At 65.2% G+C, this 21,816-nt stretch carries 18 protein-coding genes and 1 pseudogene; 4 read left to right on the forward strand and 15 right to left on the reverse strand.

Annotation, left to right across the window (positions count from 1 at the left end):
- Positions 1 to 184 precede the first annotated feature (184 nt).
- Positions 185 to 592: an NUDIX hydrolase gene (locus tag ACWKWX_RS11175; RefSeq protein WP_483827774.1), complete on the forward strand. Its 408-nt coding sequence runs from the start codon at positions 185 to 187 to the stop codon at positions 590 to 592.
- Here ACWKWX_RS11175 and metR read toward each other — a convergent pair.
- A complete protein-coding gene (gene metR, locus ACWKWX_RS11180; RefSeq protein WP_416426261.1) occupies positions 576 to 1,493 on the reverse strand; it encodes a transcriptional regulator MetR in 918 nt (305 codons plus the stop codon). The genes ACWKWX_RS11175 and metR overlap by 17 nt on opposite strands.
- A 120-nt stretch (positions 1,494 to 1,613) precedes the next feature.
- Here metR and ACWKWX_RS11185 point away from each other — a divergent pair.
- Together ACWKWX_RS11185 and ACWKWX_RS11190 are read left to right on the forward strand one after the other, a co-directional pair.
- Positions 1,614 to 2,195 (forward strand): annotated as a pseudogene (locus ACWKWX_RS11185) (uroporphyrinogen decarboxylase/cobalamine-independent methonine synthase family protein); the annotation flags it as partial.
- Between the two features lie 184 nt (positions 2,196 to 2,379).
- Complete coding sequence (locus ACWKWX_RS11190) at positions 2,380 to 3,372, forward strand: alpha/beta fold hydrolase (RefSeq protein WP_416426260.1); 993 nt, start codon at positions 2,380 to 2,382, stop codon at positions 3,370 to 3,372.
- 89 nt (positions 3,373 to 3,461) lie between these two features.
- Here ACWKWX_RS11190 and ACWKWX_RS11195 read toward each other — a convergent pair whose 3' ends face one another.
- The 5 genes from ACWKWX_RS11195 to ACWKWX_RS11215 form a co-directional block, all read right to left on the reverse strand.
- Positions 3,462 to 4,847 carry a sigma-54-dependent transcriptional regulator gene (locus ACWKWX_RS11195; protein WP_416426259.1) on the reverse strand — a complete coding sequence of 462 codons (1,386 nt, stop codon included), beginning with the start codon at positions 4,845 to 4,847 and terminating at the stop codon, positions 3,462 to 3,464.
- Positions 4,844 to 6,601: a sensor histidine kinase gene (locus ACWKWX_RS11200; protein WP_473004118.1), complete on the reverse strand. Its 1,758-nt coding sequence runs from the start codon at positions 6,599 to 6,601 to the stop codon at positions 4,844 to 4,846. The genes ACWKWX_RS11195 and ACWKWX_RS11200 overlap by 4 nt, the downstream gene beginning before the upstream one ends.
- Before the next feature lie 143 nt (positions 6,602 to 6,744).
- Positions 6,745 to 7,569 carry an alpha/beta hydrolase gene (locus tag ACWKWX_RS11205; protein ID WP_416427446.1) on the reverse strand — a complete coding sequence of 275 codons (825 nt, stop codon included), beginning with the start codon at positions 7,567 to 7,569 and terminating at the stop codon, positions 6,745 to 6,747.
- A gap of 17 nt (positions 7,570 to 7,586) precedes the next feature.
- Positions 7,587 to 8,984, reverse strand: a complete 1,398-nt coding sequence (locus ACWKWX_RS11210) for an aspartate aminotransferase family protein (RefSeq protein ID WP_027978733.1) — start codon at positions 8,982 to 8,984, stop codon at positions 7,587 to 7,589.
- Positions 8,977 to 9,675 carry an MtnX-like HAD-IB family phosphatase gene (locus tag ACWKWX_RS11215; RefSeq protein WP_416426255.1) on the reverse strand — a complete coding sequence of 233 codons (699 nt, stop codon included), beginning with the start codon at positions 9,673 to 9,675 and terminating at the stop codon, positions 8,977 to 8,979. Before ACWKWX_RS11215 ends, ACWKWX_RS11210 begins: the two co-directional genes overlap by 8 nt.
- Before the next feature lie 318 nt (positions 9,676 to 9,993).
- Here ACWKWX_RS11215 and ACWKWX_RS11220 point away from each other — a divergent pair, with 318 nt between their 5' ends.
- The gene (locus tag ACWKWX_RS11220; RefSeq protein ID WP_476299062.1) at positions 9,994 to 10,746 is read left to right on the forward strand and encodes a MipA/OmpV family protein; all 753 of its coding nucleotides are present in this window, start codon (positions 9,994 to 9,996) and stop codon (positions 10,744 to 10,746) included.
- Positions 10,747 to 10,856: 110 nt separating this feature from the next.
- Here the strand turns inward: ACWKWX_RS11220 and aauR are convergent, their stop codons facing one another.
- The 9 genes from aauR to glpK form a co-directional block, all read right to left on the reverse strand.
- A complete protein-coding gene (gene aauR, locus ACWKWX_RS11225; RefSeq protein WP_416426253.1) occupies positions 10,857 to 12,179 on the reverse strand; it encodes a two-component response regulator AauR in 1,323 nt (440 codons plus the stop codon).
- Positions 12,176 to 14,095: a two-component sensor histidine kinase AauS gene (gene aauS / locus ACWKWX_RS11230; protein ID WP_483827775.1), complete on the reverse strand. Its 1,920-nt coding sequence runs from the start codon at positions 14,093 to 14,095 to the stop codon at positions 12,176 to 12,178. The genes aauR and aauS overlap by 4 nt, the downstream gene beginning before the upstream one ends.
- A gap of 58 nt (positions 14,096 to 14,153) precedes the next feature.
- Positions 14,154 to 14,888, reverse strand: a complete 735-nt coding sequence (locus tag ACWKWX_RS11235; protein WP_416426251.1) for an amino acid ABC transporter ATP-binding protein — start codon at positions 14,886 to 14,888, stop codon at positions 14,154 to 14,156.
- A complete protein-coding gene (locus tag ACWKWX_RS11240; RefSeq protein ID WP_416426250.1) occupies positions 14,885 to 15,550 on the reverse strand; it encodes an amino acid ABC transporter permease in 666 nt (221 codons plus the stop codon). The genes ACWKWX_RS11235 and ACWKWX_RS11240 overlap by 4 nt, the downstream gene beginning before the upstream one ends.
- Positions 15,551 to 16,297, reverse strand: a complete 747-nt coding sequence (locus ACWKWX_RS11245) for an amino acid ABC transporter permease (RefSeq protein WP_416426249.1) — start codon at positions 16,295 to 16,297, stop codon at positions 15,551 to 15,553. It lies immediately after the preceding gene.
- A 97-nt stretch (positions 16,298 to 16,394) separates the two neighbouring features.
- Positions 16,395 to 17,300 (reverse strand): glutamate/aspartate ABC transporter substrate-binding protein, encoded by a 906-nt coding sequence (locus tag ACWKWX_RS11250; RefSeq protein WP_416426248.1) that lies wholly within the window; start codon positions 17,298 to 17,300, stop codon positions 16,395 to 16,397.
- Between the two features lie 277 nt (positions 17,301 to 17,577).
- Positions 17,578 to 19,104: a glycerol-3-phosphate dehydrogenase gene (gene glpD, locus ACWKWX_RS11255; protein ID WP_483827776.1), complete on the reverse strand. Its 1,527-nt coding sequence runs from the start codon at positions 19,102 to 19,104 to the stop codon at positions 17,578 to 17,580.
- A 242-nt stretch (positions 19,105 to 19,346) separates the two neighbouring features.
- Complete coding sequence (locus ACWKWX_RS11260; RefSeq protein ID WP_416426246.1) at positions 19,347 to 20,102, reverse strand: DeoR/GlpR family transcriptional regulator; 756 nt, start codon at positions 20,100 to 20,102, stop codon at positions 19,347 to 19,349.
- Between the two features lie 156 nt (positions 20,103 to 20,258).
- Positions 20,259 to 21,761: a glycerol kinase GlpK gene (gene glpK, locus ACWKWX_RS11265; RefSeq protein WP_416426244.1), complete on the reverse strand. Its 1,503-nt coding sequence runs from the start codon at positions 21,759 to 21,761 to the stop codon at positions 20,259 to 20,261.
- Positions 21,762 to 21,816: the final 55 nt, after the last annotated feature.

A 21,816-nucleotide genomic window follows, 5' to 3' on the forward strand; every position in this document is an offset into this window, starting at 1 on the left:
ATTGATGCCCTCGCTGGCTGCAAGTTGCAACCACCGCCGACACCTTTCCAACAGGCCATGGCACGTTGCAATAAAATGTAGGAGCCGGGTTTACCCGCGAAAGGCCGCGCGGGCGGCCGGTAGTCGCCGTGATTGAGTCCCGAGACGAGCCGCGTATACTTCGCGATTTTTCCCGGGAGCCGCCATGAACCGTACCATCCACATCGCCGCCGCCCTGCTGATCGGCCCCGACGGCAAGACCCTGCTGGTGCGCAAGCGCAACACCCTGGCGTTCATGCAGCCTGGCGGCAAGATCGAGCCCGGCGAGCAGCCGGTGCATGCCCTGGCCCGCGAACTGGACGAGGAACTGGGCGTGCGCATCGACCCCGCCCAGGCGCAGTACCTGGGCGCCTTCAGCGCACCGGCGGCCAACGAGCCGGGCTTCGAGGTGCGCTGCGAGCTGTTTCGCGTCGACGTGGCGGGGCCGGTGACCATTGCCGCCGAGATCGAAGAGGCGGTCTGGGTGGATGGCGACAGCCATGCCCAGCTGGAACTGGCGCCGCTCACCCGCGACCACATTCTGCCCCTGTACGCCGCTAGCGCACCGCGCTGACCCCATCCAGGGTCGAGAACGAGGTGTCCTTGGCCGTCAGCAGGAAGTCGCGCATGTACGGCGCGTCGAGCATGTCGGCGCGCACCGCCGCGTACAGCGTGGCGAACAGGCCTTTCTCGCCCAGGCGCTTGCCCTTCACGTAGCCGCGCGAGCTGTATTCATGCAGCGCCCAGTGCGGCATGCCGCACACGCCGCGGCCGCTGGCCACCAGCTGCATCATCATCACCGTCAGCTCCGAGGTGCGCACCTGGGCAGGCTCGACGTCGGCCGGCTCCAGGAAGCGGGTGAAGATGTCCAGGCGGTCGCGCTCCACCGGGTAGGTGATCAGGGTCTCGCTGGCCAGGTCATCGGGCACGATGTACGGCTTGCTGGCCAGCGCGTGCTGGTTGGCCACCGCCAGCATGGCCTCGTAGGTGAACAGCGGCACGTAGGTGATGCCCGGCAGCTCCAGCGGGTCGCTGGTCACCACCAGGTCCAGGTCGCCACGGGCCAGGGCCGGCAGCGGCGCGAAGGCGAAGCCCGAGGCCAGGTCCAGTTCCACTTCCGGCCAGGCGTCGCGGAACTGGTCGATGGTGGGCATCAGCCACTGGAAGCAGCTGTGGCACTCGATGGCCATGTGCAGGCGCCCGGCGGTGCCGCCGGCCAGCCGCGCGATATCGCGCTCGGCGCCACGCAGCAGCGGCAGGGTGGCGTCGGCCAATTGCAGCAGGCGCAGGCCGGCGCTGGTGAAGCGGATGGGCTTGGTCTTGCGCATGAACAGTGGCAGGCCCAGGCGCTCTTCCAGCTCCTTGAACTGGTGCGACAGCGCCGATTGCGTCAGGTGCAGGCGCTCGGCCGCTTCCACCAGGCTGTCGGCCTCGCGCAAGGCGTGCAGGGTTTTCAGGTGTCGGATTTCCAGCATGAGCGCCTCTATGAAAATTTCTTGTGATCAACACGAATAGATTGAGTTTGTCTCATGTTGTGCCGGATGTCGATAATGCGCCCATCGAATACGGAGTACCGCACCATGGCCAACGCCACCCCACACGACCTGTCGTTCTACACCCAACGCCTGCTGGACGAGGTCGAACAGGCCCGGGCGCGCGGCGAGATGCCACGGCCGGTGCTGATGGGGCCGCTGAGCTACCTGTGGCTGGACCAGGCCAACGGCAGCGACGTGCGCGCGCTGAGCCGCCTGGAAGTGGTGCTGCCGGTGTACGGCGAGATCCTGGTGCGCCTGGCGCGCCTGGGCGTGGAATGGGTGCAGATCGATGAGCCGATCCTCACCCAGGCGCTGCCCCAGGCCTGGAAGAGCGCCTTCGAGCGCGCCTATCACATTCTCCAGTACTCGCCGCTGAAGAAGCTGCTGGCCACCTACGGCGGCGCGCTGCAGGACAACCTTGGCCTGGCCGCGCACCTGCCGGTGGACGGCCTGCACGTGGACCTGGCCAGCGCCCCCGAGCAGCTGACCGCGGTGCTGGACCGGGTGCCCAGCTACAAGGTGCTGTCCCTGGCGGTGGCCATCGATGGCGCCGACCTGTGGTGCTGCGAGCTGGAAGCGGTGCAGGCACAATTGCAGCCCGCCCGCCGGCGCTTCGGCGAAAACCTGTGGCTGTCAGGTGCGCGCTGGCTGGCCGACCTGGGCGCCCTGCTGCCCGACCTGCGCCCCGCCGGGCATGCCTGCCACATCACCAGCTGAGCGACCATTCAGCGAGGTTCATCAAACTGTCACTGAACTGTGGCAGCGCGCCCGCACGAAGTTCATCACACTCGCGCTCTACTGGGGATCTGCGTTTGTGGTGTTTTTCATGCGGGCAATTTTGTTTCTGGCGGCGCTGTTGTGCAGCCTTTCTTCTTTCGCGGCGTCTAGCTGTGATGTAAACGTCCCGGTGCGTCACGCACTGCTCAAGGACGTCAACCTGGCCTACCAGAGCATCGGTCGCGACTCCGACCCGGCGTTGCTGTTGGTGATGGGCCTGGGTGGGCAACTGATCCACTGGCCCGACGAGGTGGTGGTGGCGCTGTGCGAGCAGGGCTTCCGGGTGATTCGCTATGACAACCGCGACGTCGGCCTGTCCAGCTGGGCCCAGGCCCCCGACAGCGTCAACCTGACCTTCGAGGTGCTGCGCTACAAGCTCGGCCTGCCGGTGTCGGCGCCCTACAGCCTGACCGACATGGCCAACGACGGCCTGGGCCTGATGGACGCGCTGCACGTGGGCCGCTTTCACCTGCTGGGCGCGAGCATGGGTGGCATGATCGCCCAGCACATGGCGGCCATGGCGCCGCAGCGGGTCGAGAGCCTGACGCTGATCATGAGCAGCTCCGGTGACCCCGGCCTGCCCATGCCCAGCCCGGCGCTGCTGCAACTGCTGGCCCGGCGTGGCGCGCCGAACCGCGAGGTGGCCATCGAGCAGCAGGCCGACCTGCTGGCGGCGCTGGGCAGCCCGGACGTGGTGGACGACCGCCAGGTGCTGCTGCACCAGGCGGCGGTGTCCTACGACCGCGCGTTCAACCCCGAGGGCGTGAAGCGGCAGATTTTGGCGATACTCGCCGAGCCCAGCCGGGTGACGCTGCTGGACAGCCTGCGGGTGCCGACCCTGGTGGTGCATGGCACGGCCGACCCGTTGCTGCCGGTGATGCACGGCGTGCACCTGGCGGCGCATATCCGTGGCAGCGAGCTGAAGCTGATTCCGGGGTTGGCGCACCGGTTCCAGGAAGCGTTCAAGGCGCCGTTGCTGGCGGCGGTGTTGCCCTACCTGGATGCACAGAAACTGCACGACGCGCCGGTGGCGGGGTTGTAGAAACCCGGGTGGGAGCTGGCTTGCCAGCGAGCTGTCCAGGCCGCCAAAAGCTCGCTGGCAAGCCAGCTCCCACACGCTTTTATCAAGCCCTACCGGGCGAACTTGCTGACTTGAATCGCCAGCTTCTTCAGCCGGTACCACAGGCTGCGCTCGGTAATGCCCATCAACTGCGCCGCTGCGGCCTGCACGCCGTTGGTCTGCTGCAGGGCGGCCAGGATCCAGGCCTTTTCCACCTCGGCCAGTTTGCCGTCCAGGTCATTGGGCACGCCGCTGGGCACGGCCTCGTCGGCCTGCCCGGCAGCGGCCTCGAACAGGTACGCGGGCAGGTCCTGCTGTTCGATCAGCGCGCCCTGGGCGACGATGGTTGCGCGTTCCACGCAGTTCTGCAGCTCGCGGATGTTGCCCGGCCACGGGTAGTTGAGCATCGACTGCATGGCCTGCGGGCTGAAGCCGGTGATGCGCTTGCCCGCCTCGGCGCCCAATAGGCCGGCGAAGTGGTGGGCCAGGCCGGGGATGTCCTCGCTGCGCTCGCGCAGGGCGGGCAGGGGGATGGGGAAAACGTTGAGGCGGTAATACAGGTCTTCGCGAAACTCCTTGCGCGCCACGGCTTCCACCAGGTTCTTGTGGGTGGCGGCGATCACGCGCACGTCCACCTTGCGCTCGCGGCTGTCGCCCACCGGCTCGATCAGCCGCTCCTGCAGCGCGCGCAGGATCTTGGCCTGCAGCGCCAGGGGCATGTCGCCCACCTCGTCGAGGAACAGCGTGCCCTTGTCGGCCTGCTGGAAACGGCCGATGCGGTCGCTGACCGCACCGGTGAACGCGCCCTTGCGGTGGCCGAACATCTCGCTTTCCAGCAGCCCCTCGGGAATGGCCGCGCAGTTCACCGCCACGAACGGCTGGTCGGCGCGGTTGCCGTGCTGGTGGATGGCGCGCGCGACCATTTCCTTGCCGGTGCCGCTCTCGCCGGTCAGCAGGATGGTGGCGCTGCTCTCGCGCACCGAATCGATGGCCTGCAACACCCGGCGGAAGGCCGGGCTTTCGCCCACCAGGTTGTCGAACTGGTGATGGTTGTCGAGCTCGGCGCGCATGCGCGCGTTGTCGCGCAGGATGTCGCGGAACTGCAGCGCCTTGTGCACGGTGATGTCCAGCTCGTCGATGTCGAACGGCTTGGCGATGTAGTCGAAGGCCCCGTCGCGCATGGACTTCACGGCGTTCTTCACCGTGGAGTAGGCAGTCATGACAATGACCGGCACCTGGGGAAAGCGCTGCTTGATCTCGGCCAGCAGCTGCGGGCCGTCCATGCCGGGCATGCGCCAGTCGCTGATGACCAGGTCGATGCTTTCCTGCTCCATCACCTCCAGCGCCAGCAGGCCGTTGCCGGCGGTGAACACCTGCACCTGGTCCTGGCTGAGCGCCGAGACCAGCAGGTCGCAGAGTTTAGGCTCATCGTCGACTACCAGGACGTTATGGCTCAAGCAGGCTCTCCTTCGCGGGCCGGGATGTACAGGTTGAACGTGGCGCCTTGGCCCGGGGTGCTGATGCACTCCACGCGACCGTCATGGTTTTCCATGATCGAGAACACTTTTGCAAGCCCAAGGCCGGTGCCCGAGGCCTTGGTGGTGACGAACGGGTTGAAGATGCGCTCCATCAGGTCGCTGGAGATGCCCTGGCCGTCGTCTTCCACGCTCAGGCGCGTGTTGGCGCCGTCGGTGCCGATGCCCAGCACCAGGTGGCCGCCGTCGGGCATGGCGTCGATGGCGTTGAGCACCAGGTTCAGGCAGGCCTGCTTGAGCTGGCGGCTGTCGGCGTACAGCGTAGCGCCGGGGGCCTGGTCTTCGATCAGCGCGTGAATGTCGTGGGTGGCAAGCTCCGGCGCGCAGAAGCCGAGTATGTCTTCCAGCAGCGCACGCGCCGACATCACCGTGCGGATTGGCGGGCTGGGCTTGGCGAAATCGAGGAACTCGGTAATCAGTTCGTTGATGCGGGTGACTTCCGAGATCACGTATTCCAGGTGGCGCATGTCCGCCTCGGGCAGGGCTGCGCGGCGGTGCAGCAGCTGGGTGGCGGTCTTGATGATGCCCAGCGGGTTGCGAATTTCGTGGGCCAGGCCCATGGCCACTTCGCCCATGGTGTGCAGGCGGTCGCGGCGGCGCATCTGCGCCTCCAGGTGCTGCAGGGCCTGCAAGCCCTTGGTCATGTGGTTGAAGGTCACGCCCAGCTCGGCCAGCTCGTCGTTGCCCAGCACTTCCACCTGCTGGCTGTAGTCGCCGGCGGTCACCGCGCGCACGCCTTCGGACAGGGCGCGCATCGGCCGGGTGAACCGCCGCGTCACCAGGGTGCCGACACCCAGGGACAGCGCCGAGCTGAGCAGGAAAATCAGCACGAACAGGTTGCTCTGGTTCACCAGCCCCAGCAGGTTGCTGTGGCGCAGCAGGCCGCTGAACACCACGCCCTGCAGGTTGCCCTTGTCATTGAGCAGGGGCCGGTACAGGCCGCTGTACTGGCTGGTGAACTGTTCGGTGGGGCTCTTGGTGTCGCGCAGCACCTGCTCGATGCGTTGTGGCAACAGGGGCGGGTGGTTTTCGAAGCGCTGGCTGGAAAACACCTCGGCGTAGCCCTGGTCGCTGGACAGGTACAGGCGCAGGTCGAGGGTGTGCACGTCGGCGACGCTGGTCAGGAAGCTGGCGTCGAGGAAGGTGGCGACCAGCAGCTGGTAGTCTTCGCCGTTCTGCTGGGTGGGGAAGGTGGAGACCACGGTGCCGATGCGTGCGCTGCCGTTGTGGATGGTCTGCAGCACGGCATCGGGCGCCAGGCTGATCTGTTCCACCACGTCGGCGGCGGCGGTGGAGAACACCACCTTGTGGTCACGGCTGCGGATCAGCGCCACCACGTCGATGCCCATGGCATCGGCGATGTCACCGATCAGTTTGTCCTGGTGCTGCGCGCGTTTCTCGGTGGGTGCCTCGGCCCGGGCGTAGCGCAGGAACAGTTGGGCGACGCGGGCGTTGTCGCGCAGGATCTCGCTGATTTCGTCCTCGACGATCTTGGTCGATTCCTGCAGCCAGACGCGCACGTTGCTGTCAAAAATCTCGGCCAGGGTGGTGGCGGCCAGTTCGGAGGCGATCATCGTCGGCACCACGCTGACCAGCCAGAACGCCAGGATCAACTTGCGTTGCAGGTTCCAGCGCGACAGTCGAAAGGCGGACGGTTTCGGGGCAGGGGGCGTCATCGATACTCGCTTATGGCCAGGTCGCAAATCCTCGTAGCAGCTGCCGCAGGCTGCGCGGGCCCTTGCGTACGCTCGAGATCTTCAGTGTACGCAAGGGCCAGCGCAGCCTGCGGCAGCGGCTACAGGGGTAGAGCATGCGGCTATCAGGATGCCTGGGCAAGGCCCGGGGCGTGAAGCTGGATGAACTCTGCGCTCAGGCTGATCACTTTCGGGTATTGCAGGTCCACGGTGATCATGTGATAGCAGTCGTCGAGCAGTACCTTGGTCACCGGGCCGCCGATGTGCGCTTCAATGTAGTCGGCGTTCCAGCGGCTGGTGATGTCGTCTTCGCTGGAATGCAGCACCAGCGCCGGCGCCTTGATGGTAGGCATGCCGCGTTTCACTTCGGCTACCAGGCGGTGCAGTTCGCGCACGCTGATGCCCGACATGGTCAGCAGCCCTGCGTTGGCGCTCTCGCCGGCTTTCATCTGCTTCTCGACGATGGCACGCAACCGCGGGTTCTTGATCCCGTAGGGTGACTTCTCGTTGAAGCGGCAGATGTGCACGCCGAACGGGATGGCCATGAAGATGTTGGTCATGCGCGCCACCCAAGGCATGTTCCAGCCGTCATAGCGCAAGGTGGTCGAATACAGCAGCAACCCTGCCACTTCACCTGGCCGCTGGGCGGCCAGGTGCATCGACAGGACCGCGCCCATCGACAGCCCACCGACGAACACCTGCTCGTGCACCTTGCGGATGCCCTCGAAGGTGCTCAGCGCGCTGGCGTACCAGTCGCGCCACGTGGTGGCCTGCAGATCGGCGTTGTCCCCGCAGTGGCCAGCCAGGGTGGGCACGTACACCGTGTACCCCGCCTTGGCCAGCCCCTGGGCAACCTTGCGCAGCTCGGTGGGGGTGCCGGTCAGCCCGTGGATCAGCAGCACGGCCACCGGGCCGTTGCCGAGCACGAAGCTGGCGTCGCCAACACCCATATCGATCTGCGCGGCACTCACTTCTGGGTGACCCGGTGCAGCAGGCGGTCGAGCAGGGCAATGGCCAGGTCGATTTCCGGGTAGCTGATTTCCAGCGACGGTGCCAGGGTGATCACGTTCTTGTAGTAACCGCCCACGTCGAGGATCAGGCCCAGGCGGCGGCCGTCGATCTCGATGTCGCCCTTCATGCCTTCCTCGACCATTTCGTCGAGTTTGGCCTTGTCCGGGGTGAAGCCGTCTTCGCCGCAGATTTCCATGCGCAGGGCCAGGCCCAGGCCGTCTACGTCGCCGACGATCTTGTAGCGCTTCTTCAGGTCTTCCAGGCCGGCCAGGAAGTACTTGCCTTTGGCCATGACCATGGCGCCGTAGTCCACTTCGCTGGTCATCTTGAACATTTCCAGGCCCACGGCGGTGCCCAGCGGGTTGGAGGCGAAGGTGGAGTGGGTCGAACCTGGCGGGAAGATGCCCGGGTTGATCAGCTCTTCACGGGCCCAGATGCCGCCCAGCGGGTTCAAGCCGTTGGTCAGTGCCTTGCCGAACACCAGCACGTCGGGTTTGACGTCGAAGTGCTCGATGGACCACAGCTTGCCGGTGCGGTAGAAGCCCATCTGGATTTCGTCGACCACCATCAGGATGCCGTGCTGGTCCAGGACCTGCTTCAGCTCGCTGTAGAAGTTCATCGGCGGGATCACGTAGCCGCCGGTGCCCTGGATCGGCTCGACGTAGAAGGCTGCGTATTCGCACTGGCCGACTTTCGGGTCCCACACACCGTTGTATTCGGTCTCGAACAGGCGGGCGAACTGCTTCACGCAGTAGCTGCCGTACTCTTCCTTGCTCATGCCCTTGGGGCCGCGGAAGTGGTACGGGAACGGGATGAACTGCGCGCGCTCGCCGAAGTGGCCGTAGCGGCGACGGTAGCGGTAGCTGGAGGTGATGGACGAGGCGCCCAGGGTACGGCCGTGGTAGCCGCCTTCGAAGGCGAACATCAGGCTCTTGCCGTTGGAGGCGTTGCGCACCACTTTCAGCGAGTCTTCGATGGACTGCGAACCGCCGACGTTGAAGTGCACGCGACCGTCCATGCCGAATTTCTTCTTGGCATCGACCGCGATCATTTCCGACAGCTCGATCTTGCCCTTGTGCAGGTACTGGCTGGCGATTTGCGGCAGGGTGTCGATCTGCTGCTTCAGGGCGTTGTTCAGGCGCGGGTTGGCGTAGCCGAAGTTGACCGCCGAGTACCACATTTGCAGGTCGAGGTAGGCCTGGTCATTGGTGTCGTAGACGTAGGAACCTTCGCAGCGGCTGAAAATGCGCGGTGGCTCGATGTAGTGAACGGTGTCACCGAACGAGCAGTAGCGCGATTCTTTGTCCAGAAGGATCTGGTCTTCTTCGCTGGTGATACGCGGGGTGTTAGACATGGTGGAAGAGTTCCTGCTGTTCTGAATTGAGGTGTGGAACGGTGTTGCGGGTGTCTTGCGGCAGGGCGGCCAGCAGGGCTGGCAGCTCGGCGAACGAATCGAAGCGGGCGTGGGCGATGCCATTGCGTTCGCAGTGGTCGGCCAGGCTGCCCTTGGCGAACACGAAGTCGGCGGTGCCGGCCACGCACATGTCGGACTTGCCGTCGCCGATCACCAGGATGCGTTTGCTGCCGGGCGTGGACTTGCATTTGCAGTTGCCGGAAGCGGCACGGCAGGCATCGCTGGCGTGGGGGAACACGATGCGCCAGCTGTCGGCGTCGACCTGGCGCAGCTGGTTGGCGATGATCGGCAGCAGCGGCGCGCCGTTGCGCGCCAGGATGCGGGCGATGGCCTGCTCCAGGCCGTCGCTGACCACCGCCAGGCTGGCGCCGCGCTCCAGCACCAGCTCGACGAAGGCGGTGAACGCCGGGTCGATGGTGACGCTGTCGAAGTATTCCAGCAGCTGGGCGGGTTGGGCTTTCACCAGGGCCAGCTGTTGGCTCAGGCATTCACGCGAGCCGATTTCACCGGCCAGCCATTGCGCTTCGATGGCTTCCCAGCGTGGATCGGCGAAGCGATCCAGGATGTTGTCGATGACATCGCTCGGGGTGATGGTCCCGTCGAAGTCACACACGATATGCCAGTGCATCATCTGCAGTTACCTATGGGTCAGCAGCGCAGTTCGCGCTTGCCCAGCGGTAGAGCAGGGAGCGTGCCAACCCGGTGGAGCCCTTGTTCTGCGGGCTCTGGCGCTGCTTGGTAAGCGCGAAGCTACAATTTTTGTAGGTTGCTACAAAGAACATGAGTGCTTGCGCCGGCAGCCTCGCGTGCGCGTTCATGCGCGTACTGAGTACACCCGTAGCCGCTGCCGCCAGGCTGCGCTGGCCATCAGTCTCGCTGCAGATCTCCTGTGAACGCGAGGGCCAGCGCAGCCTGGCGGCAGCGGCTACAGCTATCGAGAGCGCTTTTCATGTCACGCATTCTGTTGTTGCTGGCCCTGGCTGTGGCCAGCCCTGTTTGGGCCACGCCATTGACCGGCGATGCCGGCGTGGGCCTGTCCTACCAGCCCAGCGAACCTTCCGGCAGCCGCTACGAAACCAAGCCCATGCCGTACCTGGACCTGACCTGGGGCAACATCGGCATCGACTCCGATGAAGGCCTGACCTGGGCCGCGCTGAAGACCGGCAACGGCTGGAGCGCCGGGCCCCTGGCCAACCTGGTGGAAGGGCGCGACGGCAACGACCGCCTGCGTGGCCTGCGGGACGTGCCGGACATGGTCGAGCTGGGCGGCTTCGTGCAGTACAGCCCTGTGGACTTCTGGCGCGTATACGCCCAGGCCGGCCGGGCCGAAGGGGGTGGCCATGGCCAGGGCGGCCTGCTGGGGCGGCTGGGCACCGAGCTGGATTACCCGCTGGGCGGCGGGGTGTTCGGCGCCACCGAACTGGTGGCGCATTTCGCCGACCAGCGCATGAACCAGACCTTCTTCGGCGTTGATGCCAGCGAGGCCCAGGCCAGCGGCATCGGCGCCTACCGCGCCAGCGGCGGGCTGCAGAACTGGACCCTGAGCCAGGGCGCGCAATTCCCGTTGGCGCCCCATTGGTCGTTGCTGGCCAACGTGGAGTGGGTGCACCTGAGTGGCTCGGCAGCGGACAGCAGCATCGTCAGCCAGCGCGGGCGGGTGAACCAGGGCGAAGTGCAGACGGCGGTGGCCTACAAGTTCTGAGGTGCCTGGGGGCGAAGCTGTTTTTGTGGGAGCTGGCTTGCCAGCGAGCTGTTGAGGCCCTAAAAGCTCGCTGGCAAGCCAGCTCCCACAATGCAGGTTGATGGTGCAGCTTATGACAGCCCGTACTTCTTCACCTTGTCGAACAAGGTGGTCTTGGCCATGCCCAGGTCCTGGCTGGCCTGGCTGAGGTTGCCGTTGTTGCGCGCCAGGGCGTCGCTCAGCAGGTTGCGCTCGAAGGCCTCCACGGCCTCGGCGAAGCCCACCCCCGGCACGGCCTGGGCGCCGCTTTTCTTGAACGCCGGCAGGCCCAGCGCGTAGCGCTCGGCGACGTTGCGCAGCTCCCGCACATTGCCGGGCCAGTCGTGGCTCATCAGGCGCGACAGGGTCTGGCTGTCCAGTTCGGGCACCTCGCGGTCGAAGCGCAGGGCCGACTGTTCGAGGAAGTGCTCGAACAGCTGCAGGATGTCCTCGCGGCGCTCGCGCAGCGGCGGCAGCTCCAGGGTCACCACGTTGAGCCGGTAGTAGAGGTCGCTGCGGAAACCGTTGCTGCGGCTCAGTTCGTCGAGGTCGGCCTTGGTGGCGGCGATCACCCGGCAATCCACCTCGATGCTCTGATTCGACCCCAGGCGCTCCAGGGTGCGCTCCTGCAACACCCGCAACAGCTTGATCTGCAGGTTCAGCGGCATGCTTTCCACCTCATCGAGGAACAGCGTGCCGCCGTTGGCGTGCTCGATCTTGCCGATGCGGCGCTTGCCGGCGCCGGTGAAGGCGTTGGCTTCGTGGCCGAAGATCTCGCTTTCGAACAGATTCTCCGGCAGGCCGCCACAGTTCAGTGCCACGAAGGGCTGCGGCTGGCGGCGGCTGAAGTCGTGCAGGCAGCGCGCTACCAGTTCCTTGCCGGTGCCGGTCTCGCCTTCGATCAGCACGTTGGCCGACGTATCGGCGACGTTGGCGATCAGCTCGCGCAGGTTCTCCATGGCCGGCGAGCGGCCGATGATGCGCCCCTCGAGGCTGCTGCGCCCGGCCAGCTGGCGGCGCAGCGAGCTGACCTCGCGGGCCAGGCCGCGCTGTTCCAGGGCGCGGCGTACCACGTCCACCAGGCGCTCGGGGGAGAAGGGCTTTTCCATGAAGTCGTAGGCGCCGCTGCGCATGGCGCCCACCGCCATGCTGATGTCGCCGTGGCCAGTGATCAGCACCACCGGCAGGCTCGGGTCGCGGGCCTTGAGGCGGTTCAGCAGCTCCAGGCCGTCGATGCCCGGCAGGCGAATGTCACTGACGACAATGCCGGCGAAGTCGTCGCCGATCAACGCCAGCGCTTCCTCGGCGCTGCCCACGCCCTGGCACGGGATGTCTTCCAGGCTCAGGGCCTGTTGGCACCCGAGCAGCACATGGGGATCGTCCTCGACGATCAGAACGGTAAGCGAGGTGTTCATGACGGCTCGACTGGTGAAGTGGGCGGTTGGGCATTGAGTGCAGGCAAGGTCAGCACGAAGGCGGTGCCGCCGTCGTCGGGGTGCTCGGCGCCCAGGCTGCCACCGGCGGCGGCCGCCAGGCTGGCGGAAAGCGTCAGGCCCAGGCCCAGGCCTTGCTCGCCCGGTTTGGTGGTAAAGAACGGTTCGAACAGGTGCTGGCGCGTCTGCGCGGGCACGCCATGGCCGTTGTCGCGCACGCGCAGGCGGTAGCGGCCATCGTCCAGGGTTTCGCCGTGCAGCCACAGCGCCGGCTGGGCGATGCCCTGCAAGGCGTCCAGGGCGTTGCCGGCCAGGTTGCCGAGGATCTGCTCCAGGCGCGTCTGGCCCATGGGCAATTGTACCTCGCTGAACTGCCGGTGTACCTGCACGCCCTGGTCGCTGAGGCGCGCGGCCAGCACCTGCAGGGTGGCGTCCACGGCCTGGGTCAGCGAGGCGCGGCCACGGTCTTCGCCGCGGCGGGCGAACGAGCGCAGGCTGGCGGTGATGCGGCCCATGCGGTCGATCAGTTGGTTCATGGTGGCAAGGTTGGTGCTGGCCGTGTCCAGGGCGCCGCGCTCGAGGAAGCGCACGGTGTTGCCGGACAGCGTACGCAGCGCCGCCAGCGGCTGGTTCAGCTCGTGGGCGATGCTGGTGGACATCTGCCCGATGGCCGCCAGTTTGCCGGCCTGCACCAGTTCGTCCTGGGCGTGGCGCAGGGTTTCCTCGGCCTGGCGGCGTTCGCGAATCTGGCTTTTCAGCCGTTCGTTGCTGGCGCGCAGGTTCTCGGTGCGCGCGGCGATGCGCCGCTCAAGCTGGCTGTTCGCCTCTTCCAGCGCCTCGCGCGCCGCCAGGCGGGTGGCGATGACCTTGCGCCGTTCGTTCCAGGCAATCAGCAGGAACGCCAGGAAGGCAAACGCCACCGCTACCAGCACGCCCTGGACCATGGCCTCGCGGCGCAGGTCCTGCAGGGGGGTGAGCAGGGTAAAGTGCCAGGGCGTGTCTTTCAGCTCGCGGGTCTGCGCCAGGTAGCTGACCTGGCGGGGGCTGCCGGTGCGGGTGGCGGGGCCGGGGAAGCTCAGGCGCTCCACGCCTTCGGCCAGGGTCTCGCGCTCCAGGGGTTGCAGTTCGGTGAGCGAGAACCAGTAGTACTGCAGGCTGCGGGCCAGGCGCTCCTTGATGTCCGGGGTCAGTGGGCGGACCGATTTCAGCCGCCGCGCCGGGTCGCTGGAGAGAATGATGATGCCGTTCTCGTCGCTGACGAAGGCCTCCAGCTGCGCCTTCTGCCAGCGCTCCTCGAGGCTTTCCATGCGCACCTTGACCACCGCCACGCCGACGATCTTGCCGTGCTCTTCGAGGCCATGGGCCAGGTAGTAGCCGGGCTCGCCGGTGGTCGTGCCGATGCCGTAGAAGCGCCCGTCCTGGCCGCGCACGGCGTCCTGGAAGTAGGCGCGGAAGGACAGGTCCTCGCCCAGGTAGCTGTTGGCATCGCGCCAGTTGCTGGTGGCCTGCACCCGGCCGGTGGTGTCCAGCACGTAGATGGCGCTGCTGTGGCTGCGGCGGTTGAGGCCTTCCAGGTAGTCGTTGACCGCCTGGCGGTGGCCTTCGCCGTCGGGGTCGCCCAGCAGCGTCGAGACGCTGCCTTCCAGCTCCAGCAGGCTGGGCAGGAAGGTGTATTTGTTGATCTCGCTTTCCACCGCCCGGCCGTTCAGTTCCAGCTGGCGCTCGCCGCTCTCGCCCAGGGTGCGGATGCCGTTGTACAGGCTGGCACGATAGCCGGCATAGCCCAGGCCCACGGTCAGCAGCAGGATCAGGGGGGGCAGGAACAGGTGGCGAATCAGACGGGGTTTCACGGCTAGGGCAGGCGAGGTCGCACGGGAGTGATCAGGGTCGCATTTCATCACAGTGCCTTGGGGCCTGCCAGCGCCGGGTGCCGGTGAGGGCACCCGGGCAGGGCTTTTAGTGTTGCAGGATCTTGGCGAGGAATTGCTGCGCACGTTCCGAACGCGCGCTCACGTCACCGAAGAACTCTTCCTTGGGGCAGTCTTCGACGATCTGGCCCTTGTCCATGAAGATCACCCGGTTGGCCACCTTGCGCGCAAAGCCCATCTCGTGGGTCACGCACATCATGGTCATGCCTTCGTGGGCCAGCTGCACCATCACGTCCAGCACTTCGTTGACCATTTCCGGGTCCAGCGCCGAGGTGGGTTCGTCGAACAGCATGACGATCGGGTCCATGGCCAGCGCCCGGGCGATGGCCACGCGCTGCTGCTGGCCGCCGGACAGCTGGCCGGGGTGCTTGTGCGCATGGGCCGACAGGCCGACGCGCTCCAGCAGCTTCAGGCCCTTGGCCGTGGCCTCTTCCTTGCTGCGGCCCAGCACCTTGATCTGCGCGATGGTCAGGTTCTCGGTGATGGTCAGGTGCGGGAACAGCTCGAAATGCTGGAACACCATGCCCACCCGCGAGCGCAGCTTGGGCAGGTTGGTCTTGGGGTCGGCGATGGAGGTGCCGTCGACGTTGATGTCACCCTTCTGGAAGGGCTCCAGGGCGTTGACGCACTTGATCAGCGTGGACTTGCCCGAGCCCGAGGGCCCGCACACCACCACCACTTCACCTTTCTTGACTTCGGTGCTGCAGTCGGTCAGCACCTGGAAGTCCCCGTACCACTTGTTGACGTTCTTGATGGAAATCATACGGCTAACCTTTTATGCAGACGCTTGACCAGCAGCGAGGCGGAGAAGCTGATGACGAAGTAGACGAGCCCGGCGAAGATCAGGAACTCGTTGGACTGGCCGATGATGTCGCCATTGGCCCGTGCCGCGTTGAGGAAGTCCACCAGGCCCACGGTGTACACCAGCGAGGTGTCCTGGAACAGGATGATGCTCTGCTGCAGCAGCAGCGGGGTCATCTTGCGGAACGCCTGGGGCAGGATGATCAGGCGCATGGTCTGGCCGTAGGTCATGCCCATGGCCTGGGCGGCGCCCATCTGGCCCTTGGGAATGGACTGCACGCCGGCACGCACGATCTCGCAGAAGTACGCCGCCTCGAACATCATGAAGGCCACGACACAGGAGGTGAACGCGCCCACGGGCGTGTCCTGGCCGGTGATCCAGCGCAGCACGTAGGGCACCGCCAGGTAGAACCAGGTGATCACCAGCAGCAGCGGGATGGAGCGGAAGTAGTTGACGTAGGCGCCCGCCACCCGCGACAGCAGCTTGCTCGACGACAGGCGCATCAGCGCCAGCAGGGTGCCCAGCACGATGCCGCCGACGATACCCATGACCATCAGTTGCAGGGTCATGAGCATGCCGTTCCACAGGCCGGGCAGGGCGGGAATGATGCCACTGAAGTCCATTTACTTGCCCCCCACGGAGATCAGGCCGGGTACCGCGACTTTCTTCTCGATCAGGCGCATCAGCAGCATCAGGCTCATGTTCAGGGTGAAGTAGATCAGCGTCGCCAGGGTGAAGGCCTCGAACAGGTTGGCGGAGAACTCGGCGGTCTGCTTGGTCTGTGCCAGCAGCTCCATCAGGCCGATCAGCGAGGCCACCGAGGAGTTCTTGAACACGTTGAGGAATTCCGAGGTGAGCGGCGGAATGATGATGCGGTAGGCCTGGGGCAGCAGCACGTTCCAGTAGATCTGCGGCAGCTTGAAGCCCATGGCCCGGGCGGCCGATTCCTGGCCCTTTGGCAGCGCCTGTATACCGGTGCGCACCTGCTCGCAGACGCGTGCGGCGGTGAACAGGCCCAGGCACACCACCACGCTGAGGAAGGCGGCGGTGGTGGGGTTGAGGTCTTGCTTGAACCAGTCCTGGAAGCCCTGGGGCATCAGGTCGGGAATCACGAAATACCAGATGAACAGCTGCACCAGCAGCGGCACGTTGCGGAAGATTTCCACGTAAGTGGTGGCGATGGCCGATACCCAGCGGTTGGGCACGGTGCGCATCACGCCGAGCACGGAGCCCAGCAGCAAGGCAATGATCCAGGCGGCGACGGCGATACCGATGGTCCAGCCCAGGCCGGCAATGTACCAGTCCAGGTAGATCTCGTTGCCAATGCCGGTGGACTTGAAGAACACGCCCCAGTCCCAGTTGTAATTCATCAGGGTCTCCCCTTGAGTTGCGATTCACGGGCACCTGCAGTCATCCACCGGCGCAAGGGCGCCAGTGGATGATTGAAGGTTAGACGGTGCGGGCGGATCAGTCCTTGGCAGGCTGGTCGGTCGGGTTGGCGATCAGGTTCTTCAGTTCGTCGCTTTCCGGGAACATAAGGTTCAGGCCCTTCGGCGGGATCGGCTGGGTGAACCACTTGTTGTAGATGGTGTTGATCTCGCCGGACTTGAACACGGCGACGATGGCGTCATCCACGGCCTTCTTGAACGCCGGGTCACCCTTGCGCACCATGCAGCCATAGATCTCGTGGGACTGCGCGGTGCCGGTCACGGCCCAGTCGTCGGGCTTCTTGGCCTTGGCCATTTCGCCGGCCAGCAGGGCGTCGTCCATCATGAAAGCGACGGCGCGGCCCGATTCCAGCATCTGGAAGGATTCGCCGTGGTCCTTGGCCGAGATCACGTTCATGCCCATCTGCTTGTCGGCGTTCATGGCCTTGAGCAGGCGCTCGGAGGTGGTGCCGGCGGTGGTCACCACGTTCTTGCCCTTCAGGTCCGGGAAGTCCTTGTAGGGCGAGTCTTTCTTGGCCAACAGGCGCGTGCCGATCTCGAAGATGCCCACCGAGAAGTCCACTTGCTGCTGGCGTTCGGCGTTGTTGGTGGTGGAGCCGCACTCGATGTCGACGGTGCCGTTCTGCACCAGCGGGATGCGGGTCTGGGAGGTGACCAGGTTGTACTTGACGTTCAGGTTGGGCATGTCGAGGTCTTTCTTGATGGCCTCGACGATTTTCAGCTGGATGTCATGGGAGTAGCCGACCGGTTTGCCCGATGCATCGGCGATGTAGGAGAACGGGATGGAGGCGTCACGATGGCCCAGGGTGATCGTGCCCGAATCCTTGATCTTCTTGAGGGTGCCGGTCAGCTCTTCGCCCATGGCAGGGCTGCTGATCAGTGCTGCAGCGATGGCTGCACCCAACAGGGTGTGAATGATGCGCATCTATGTCTCCTCGACCTTTGTTTTTTTTATGGAGCCGTCTGGTGGCTCATTCGTTCAGCAGTCTGTGCCGCTGATTCCGATGGAGAGTGTAGAGCATGAGTCGTGCCAAAACCGGGACGATGGTCCAAGGCCTTGATTGGCAAGGGGATTAAACTTTGGTGAAGGGTATGTGGCGAGGCTGATCGGTCGGCTGGCCGAATGATGGCACGTTGAGCATTCGGAAAGCCGACCGGGTTTGGACGCGGCCTGCGGCCGCTGCTACGGGGGTACGGCGTCCTCACGCGGCCTGGGTGTGGGCCGGCTTGGCGAGGTAATCCACCAGCTTCTGCTGCTCGGCCGCCGTGGTGAACAGGCCCAGCTTGGTACGGCGCCACAGGATGTCGGCGGCGTCCACGGCCCATTCCTGCTGGCGCAGGTAGTCCACTTCGCGGCTGTACAGGTTGGCGCCGATCAGGTCGCCCAAATCTGCCAGGCCTTGCACGCCGTCCAGCAGCTGCCAGCTGCGGCTGCCGTAGGTGATGGCCCAGCGCCGGGCGAGGTCCTTGGGCAACCAGCCGTGCCTGGCCACCAGCGCCTCGGCCAGCGCCTGCGGGGTGGTCATCTGCTCGCCACCGGGCAAGGTAGCGGTGCCGGTCCAGCTGCCTTTCATCTGCTTGAAGAACGGCGCCAGCTGCGCCATGGCCGACTCGGCCAGCTTGCGGTAGGTGGTCAGCTTGCCGCCGAACACCGACAGCAGCGGTGCGTCATCGGCGCCGCCGGACAACGACAGGGTGTAGTCGCGGGTCACCGCCGACGGGTTGTCGGACTCGTCGTTGCACAGCGGGCGCACGCCCGAATAGGTGTGCAGGATGTCGTCGCGCTGCACCTGCTTCTTGAAGTGCGCGTTGACCACCTTCAACAGGTAGTCGGTCTCGGCTTCGGTGATGGTGACTTTCGCAGGGTCCCCGGTGTATTCGCGGTCGGTGGTGCCGATGATGGTGAAGCGTTCCATGTACGGAATGGTGAAGACGATGCGCTGGTCTTCGTTCTGCAGGATGTGCGCCTGCTCGCCTTCGTACAGCTTGGGCACGATCAGGTGGCTGCCCTGGATCAGGCGGATGCCGTAGGGCGAATCCAGCTTCAGGTCATCACGGATGAACTTCGCCACCCATGGGCCTGCAGCGTTGACCAGCGCCTTGGCGTGAATGGAGAACAGGCTGCCGTCGGCGCGCTCCAGGTGCACATGCCACAGGCCCTTGATGCGCCGGGCGTTCAGGCAGCGGGTGCGGGTGTGCAGGTGGGCGCCGTGTTCGCGGGCGGCCATGGCGTTGAGCACCACCAGGCGGGCGTCGTCCACCCAGCAGTCGGAGTATTCGAAACCGCGGGTGATCTCGCTCTTCAACACGCTGTTCGCACCGAACTTCAGGCTGCGCGAGCCGGCCAGTTTTTCGCGCTTGCCCAGGTGGTCGTACAGGAACAGGCCGGCGCGAATCATCCACGCCGGGCGCAGGTGCGGGCGGTGCGGCAGCACAAAGCGCATGGGCTTGACGATGTGCGGGGCCTTGGCCAACAGCACTTCGCGCTCGGCCAGGGCTTCGCGCACCAGGCGGAATTCGTAGTGTTCCAGGTAGCGCAGGCCGCCGTGGATCAGCTTGCTGCTGGCCGACGAGGTGTGGCTGGCCAGGTCGTCCTTTTCGCAAAGGAACACCGACAGCCCGCGACCTGCCGCGTCCGCTGCGATGCCGACGCCATTGATACCGCCGCCAATCACGGCAACATCATAGACTTCGGCGAGGGGCGGGGTGGGCAAGGTGGTGTGGGGCATGGCGGCCTCCTGCGGTTATTCGAAATTGAAATCGAACATTAATGTTCATTTTCGAAAATAGTAGCGCAACAGGAAGGCACAGGCCAGTCGAATTCGATTGAAAAAACTGATCGAATGGCCTCGAAATGAAAATTACCGAACATGAACGCACCCGTACTTGCGTTCGAGCTTCTGTGGGAGCTGGCTTGCCAGCGAGCTTTTGGGCCCTAACAGCTCGCTGGCAAGCCAGCTCCCACAGGGGGTTAGACGACTTCCAGGCGGATTTTGTGCTGATTGAGCAGTTGCAGCAGCGCCGGCACCGGCGCCTTGTCGGTCACCAGGCAGTCGATCAGGCTGATGGAGCCCAGGCGCACCATGGCGTTGCGCCCGAACTTGCTGGAGTCGGCGGCCAGTATCACCTGGCGGGCGTTGGCGATGATGGCCTGGGACACGCGCACTTCCTGGTAGTCGAAGTCCAGCAGGCTGCCGTCTTCGTCGATGCCGCTGATGCCCACCAGGGCGAAGTCGACCTTGAACTGGTTGATGAAGTCGACGCTGGCCTGGCCCACCACGCCGCCGTCACGGCGCACGTTGCCACCGGCCAGTTGCACCTCGAAGTCATCCTTGGCGCTGAGGATCGACGCCACGTGCAGGTTGTTGGTGATGATCTTCAGGTGGTTGTGGTTGAGCAGGGCGCGGGCGATGGATTCGGTGGTGGTGCCGATGTTGATGAACAGCGAGGCGTGGTCGGGGATCTGTGCGGCGATGGCTTCGGCGATGCGTTGCTTTTCGTCGCGCATCTGGTCGGCACGCATGGCGTACGCGGTGTTTTCGATGCTGGAATCGTAGGCGGCGCCACCGTGGTAACGGCGCAGCAGGTTGAGTTCGGCCAGTTGGTTGATGTCGCGGCGGATGGTCTGCGGGGTGACGATGAACAGCTGGGCCATCTCTTCGATGCTGACGTAGCCGCGTTCACGCACCAGTTCGAGGATTTGTTGTTGGCGTGGAGGCAGATTCATTGGGCTTCCTTTGGCTGCCGGGGCAAATTCGCCCATCATGCCGCAGGAAGGAGGCGGGTGCTAGCACCACTCCCCGTAGCAGCTGCCGAAGGCTGCGTCCGGGGCCTCGACCGAGGTGTCCGGGACGCCGCCTGCGGCAGCTGCTACAACGGGGTGTCACGCTTCTTCGTGGGGTTCCCAGTCGCGGGTGCGGTCCACGGCCTTGCGCCAGCCGGCGTACAGCTTCTCCTTGGCGGCCTCATCCAGCTGTGGTTCGAACTCGCGCTCGATCACCGCCTTGCCGCGCAGTTCTTCCAGGCTGCCCCAGAAGCCCACGGCCAGGCCAGCCAGGTAGGCGGCGCCCAGGGCGGTGGTTTCGCGCATTTGCGGGCGTTCCACCTGGGTGCCGAGGATGTCGGCCTGGAACTGCATGAGGAAGTTGTTGGCCACCGCGCCGCCGTCCACGCGCAGGGCCTTCAGGCGTTCGCCGGCGTCCTGCTGCATGGCGTCGAGCACGTCGCGGGTCTGGTAGGCGATGGATTCCAGCGCCGCACGAATGATGTGGTCGACCTTGACGCCACGGGTCAGGCCGAACAGCGCGCCGCGGGCATAGGGGTCCCAGTACGGAGCGCCCAGGCCGGTGAAGGCCGGCACCAGGTACACGCCGTTGCTGTCCTTGACCTTGCTGGCGAAGTACTCGGTGTCGTAGGCGTCGTTGACCAGTTTCAGTTCGTCGCGCAGCCACTGCACCGTGGAGCCACCGTTGAACACCGCACCTTCCAGGGCGTAGGCCACTTCGCCGCGCGGGCCGCAGGCGATGGTGGTGAGCATGCCGTGCTTGGACTTCACGGCCTTGTCGCCGGTATTCATCAGCAGGAAGCAGCCAGTGCCGTAGGTGTTCTTGGCCTGGCCGGGCTCCACGCACATCTGGCCGAACAGAGCGGCCTGCTGGTCGCCGGCGATACCGGCGATGGCGATGCCGCTCTTGGTGCGGCCGTAGACCTCGGACGAGCCTTTTACTTCCGGGAGCATTTCGCGCGGAATGTTCAGCACGTCCAGCATCTTGTCATCCCATTGCAGGGTATGGATGTTGAACAACATGGTGCGCGAGGCGTTGGTGTAGTCGGTGACGTGCACCTTGCCGCCGGAGAATTTCCAGATCAGCCAGGTATCGACGGTGCCGAACAGCAGGTCGCCTTGCTGCGCGCGCTCGCGGGCGCCTTCGACGTTGTCCAGGATCCACTTCAGCTTGGTGCCCGAGAAGTACGGGTCGGTGACAAGGCCCGTGGTCTCGCGGATGTACTCGGCGTGGCCGTCACGCTTGAGCTGTTCGCAGATCTCGGTGCTGCGGCGGCACTGCCAGACGATGGCGTTGTACACCGGCTGGCCGGTGTGCTTGTCCCACACCACGGTGGTTTCGCGCTGGTTGGTGATGCCGATGGCGGCTACCTGGTCGTGATGCAGGCCGGCCTTGGCCAGGGCCTGGACCATGACCGCGCTCTGGGTGGCGAAGATGTCCATGGGGTCGTGCTCGACCCAGCCCGGCTGCGGGTAGTGCTGAGGGAATTCGCTCTGGCTGGAGCAGACAACGTTTGCGTCGCGGTCAAAAATGATCGCGCGCGAACTGGTGGTGCCCTGGTCCAGGGCGATGATGTAGTTCTTGTTCTGAAGGTCTGTCATGGCAATGGCCTTTCAAGAAAAGTAAAAGTCGGGAATACGGCTCAAGGTACTCGGG

The organism is Pseudomonas imperatae, from assembly GCF_057128625.1.

Excerpts from the sequence above, each read along its gene's own strand:
- ACWKWX_RS11175 (WP_483827774.1), top strand. The coding sequence starts at position 185 with ATGAACCGTACCATCCACATCGCCGCCGCCCTGCTGATCGGCCCCGAC.
- metR (WP_416426261.1), bottom strand. The coding sequence starts at position 1,493 with ATGCTGGAAATCCGACACCTGAAAACCCTGCACGCCTTGCGCGAGGCC.
- ACWKWX_RS11190 (WP_416426260.1), top strand. The coding sequence starts at position 2,380 with ATGCGGGCAATTTTGTTTCTGGCGGCGCTGTTGTGCAGCCTTTCTTCT.
- ACWKWX_RS11200 (WP_473004118.1), bottom strand. The coding sequence starts at position 6,601 with ATGACGCCCCCTGCCCCGAAACCGTCCGCCTTTCGACTGTCGCGCTGG.
- ACWKWX_RS11205 (WP_416427446.1), bottom strand. The coding sequence starts at position 7,569 with ATGGGTGTTGGCGACGCCAGCTTCGTGCTCGGCAACGGCCCGGTGGCC.
- ACWKWX_RS11210 (WP_027978733.1), bottom strand. The coding sequence starts at position 8,984 with ATGTCTAACACCCCGCGTATCACCAGCGAAGAAGACCAGATCCTTCTG.
- ACWKWX_RS11215 (WP_416426255.1), bottom strand. The coding sequence starts at position 9,675 with ATGATGCACTGGCATATCGTGTGTGACTTCGACGGGACCATCACCCCG.
- ACWKWX_RS11220 (WP_476299062.1), top strand. The coding sequence starts at position 9,994 with ATGTCACGCATTCTGTTGTTGCTGGCCCTGGCTGTGGCCAGCCCTGTT.
- aauR (WP_416426253.1), bottom strand. The coding sequence starts at position 12,179 with ATGAACACCTCGCTTACCGTTCTGATCGTCGAGGACGATCCCCATGTG.
- aauS (WP_483827775.1), bottom strand. The coding sequence starts at position 14,095 with ATGAAATGCGACCCTGATCACTCCCGTGCGACCTCGCCTGCCCTAGCC.
- ACWKWX_RS11235 (WP_416426251.1), bottom strand. The coding sequence starts at position 14,888 with ATGATTTCCATCAAGAACGTCAACAAGTGGTACGGGGACTTCCAGGTG.
- ACWKWX_RS11240 (WP_416426250.1), bottom strand. The coding sequence starts at position 15,550 with ATGGACTTCAGTGGCATCATTCCCGCCCTGCCCGGCCTGTGGAACGGC.
- ACWKWX_RS11245 (WP_416426249.1), bottom strand. The coding sequence starts at position 16,297 with ATGAATTACAACTGGGACTGGGGCGTGTTCTTCAAGTCCACCGGCATT.
- ACWKWX_RS11250 (WP_416426248.1), bottom strand. The coding sequence starts at position 17,300 with ATGCGCATCATTCACACCCTGTTGGGTGCAGCCATCGCTGCAGCACTG.
- glpD (WP_483827776.1), bottom strand. The coding sequence starts at position 19,104 with ATGCCCCACACCACCTTGCCCACCCCGCCCCTCGCCGAAGTCTATGAT.
- ACWKWX_RS11260 (WP_416426246.1), bottom strand. The coding sequence starts at position 20,102 with ATGAATCTGCCTCCACGCCAACAACAAATCCTCGAACTGGTGCGTGAA.
- glpK (WP_416426244.1), bottom strand. The coding sequence starts at position 21,761 with ATGACAGACCTTCAGAACAAGAACTACATCATCGCCCTGGACCAGGGC.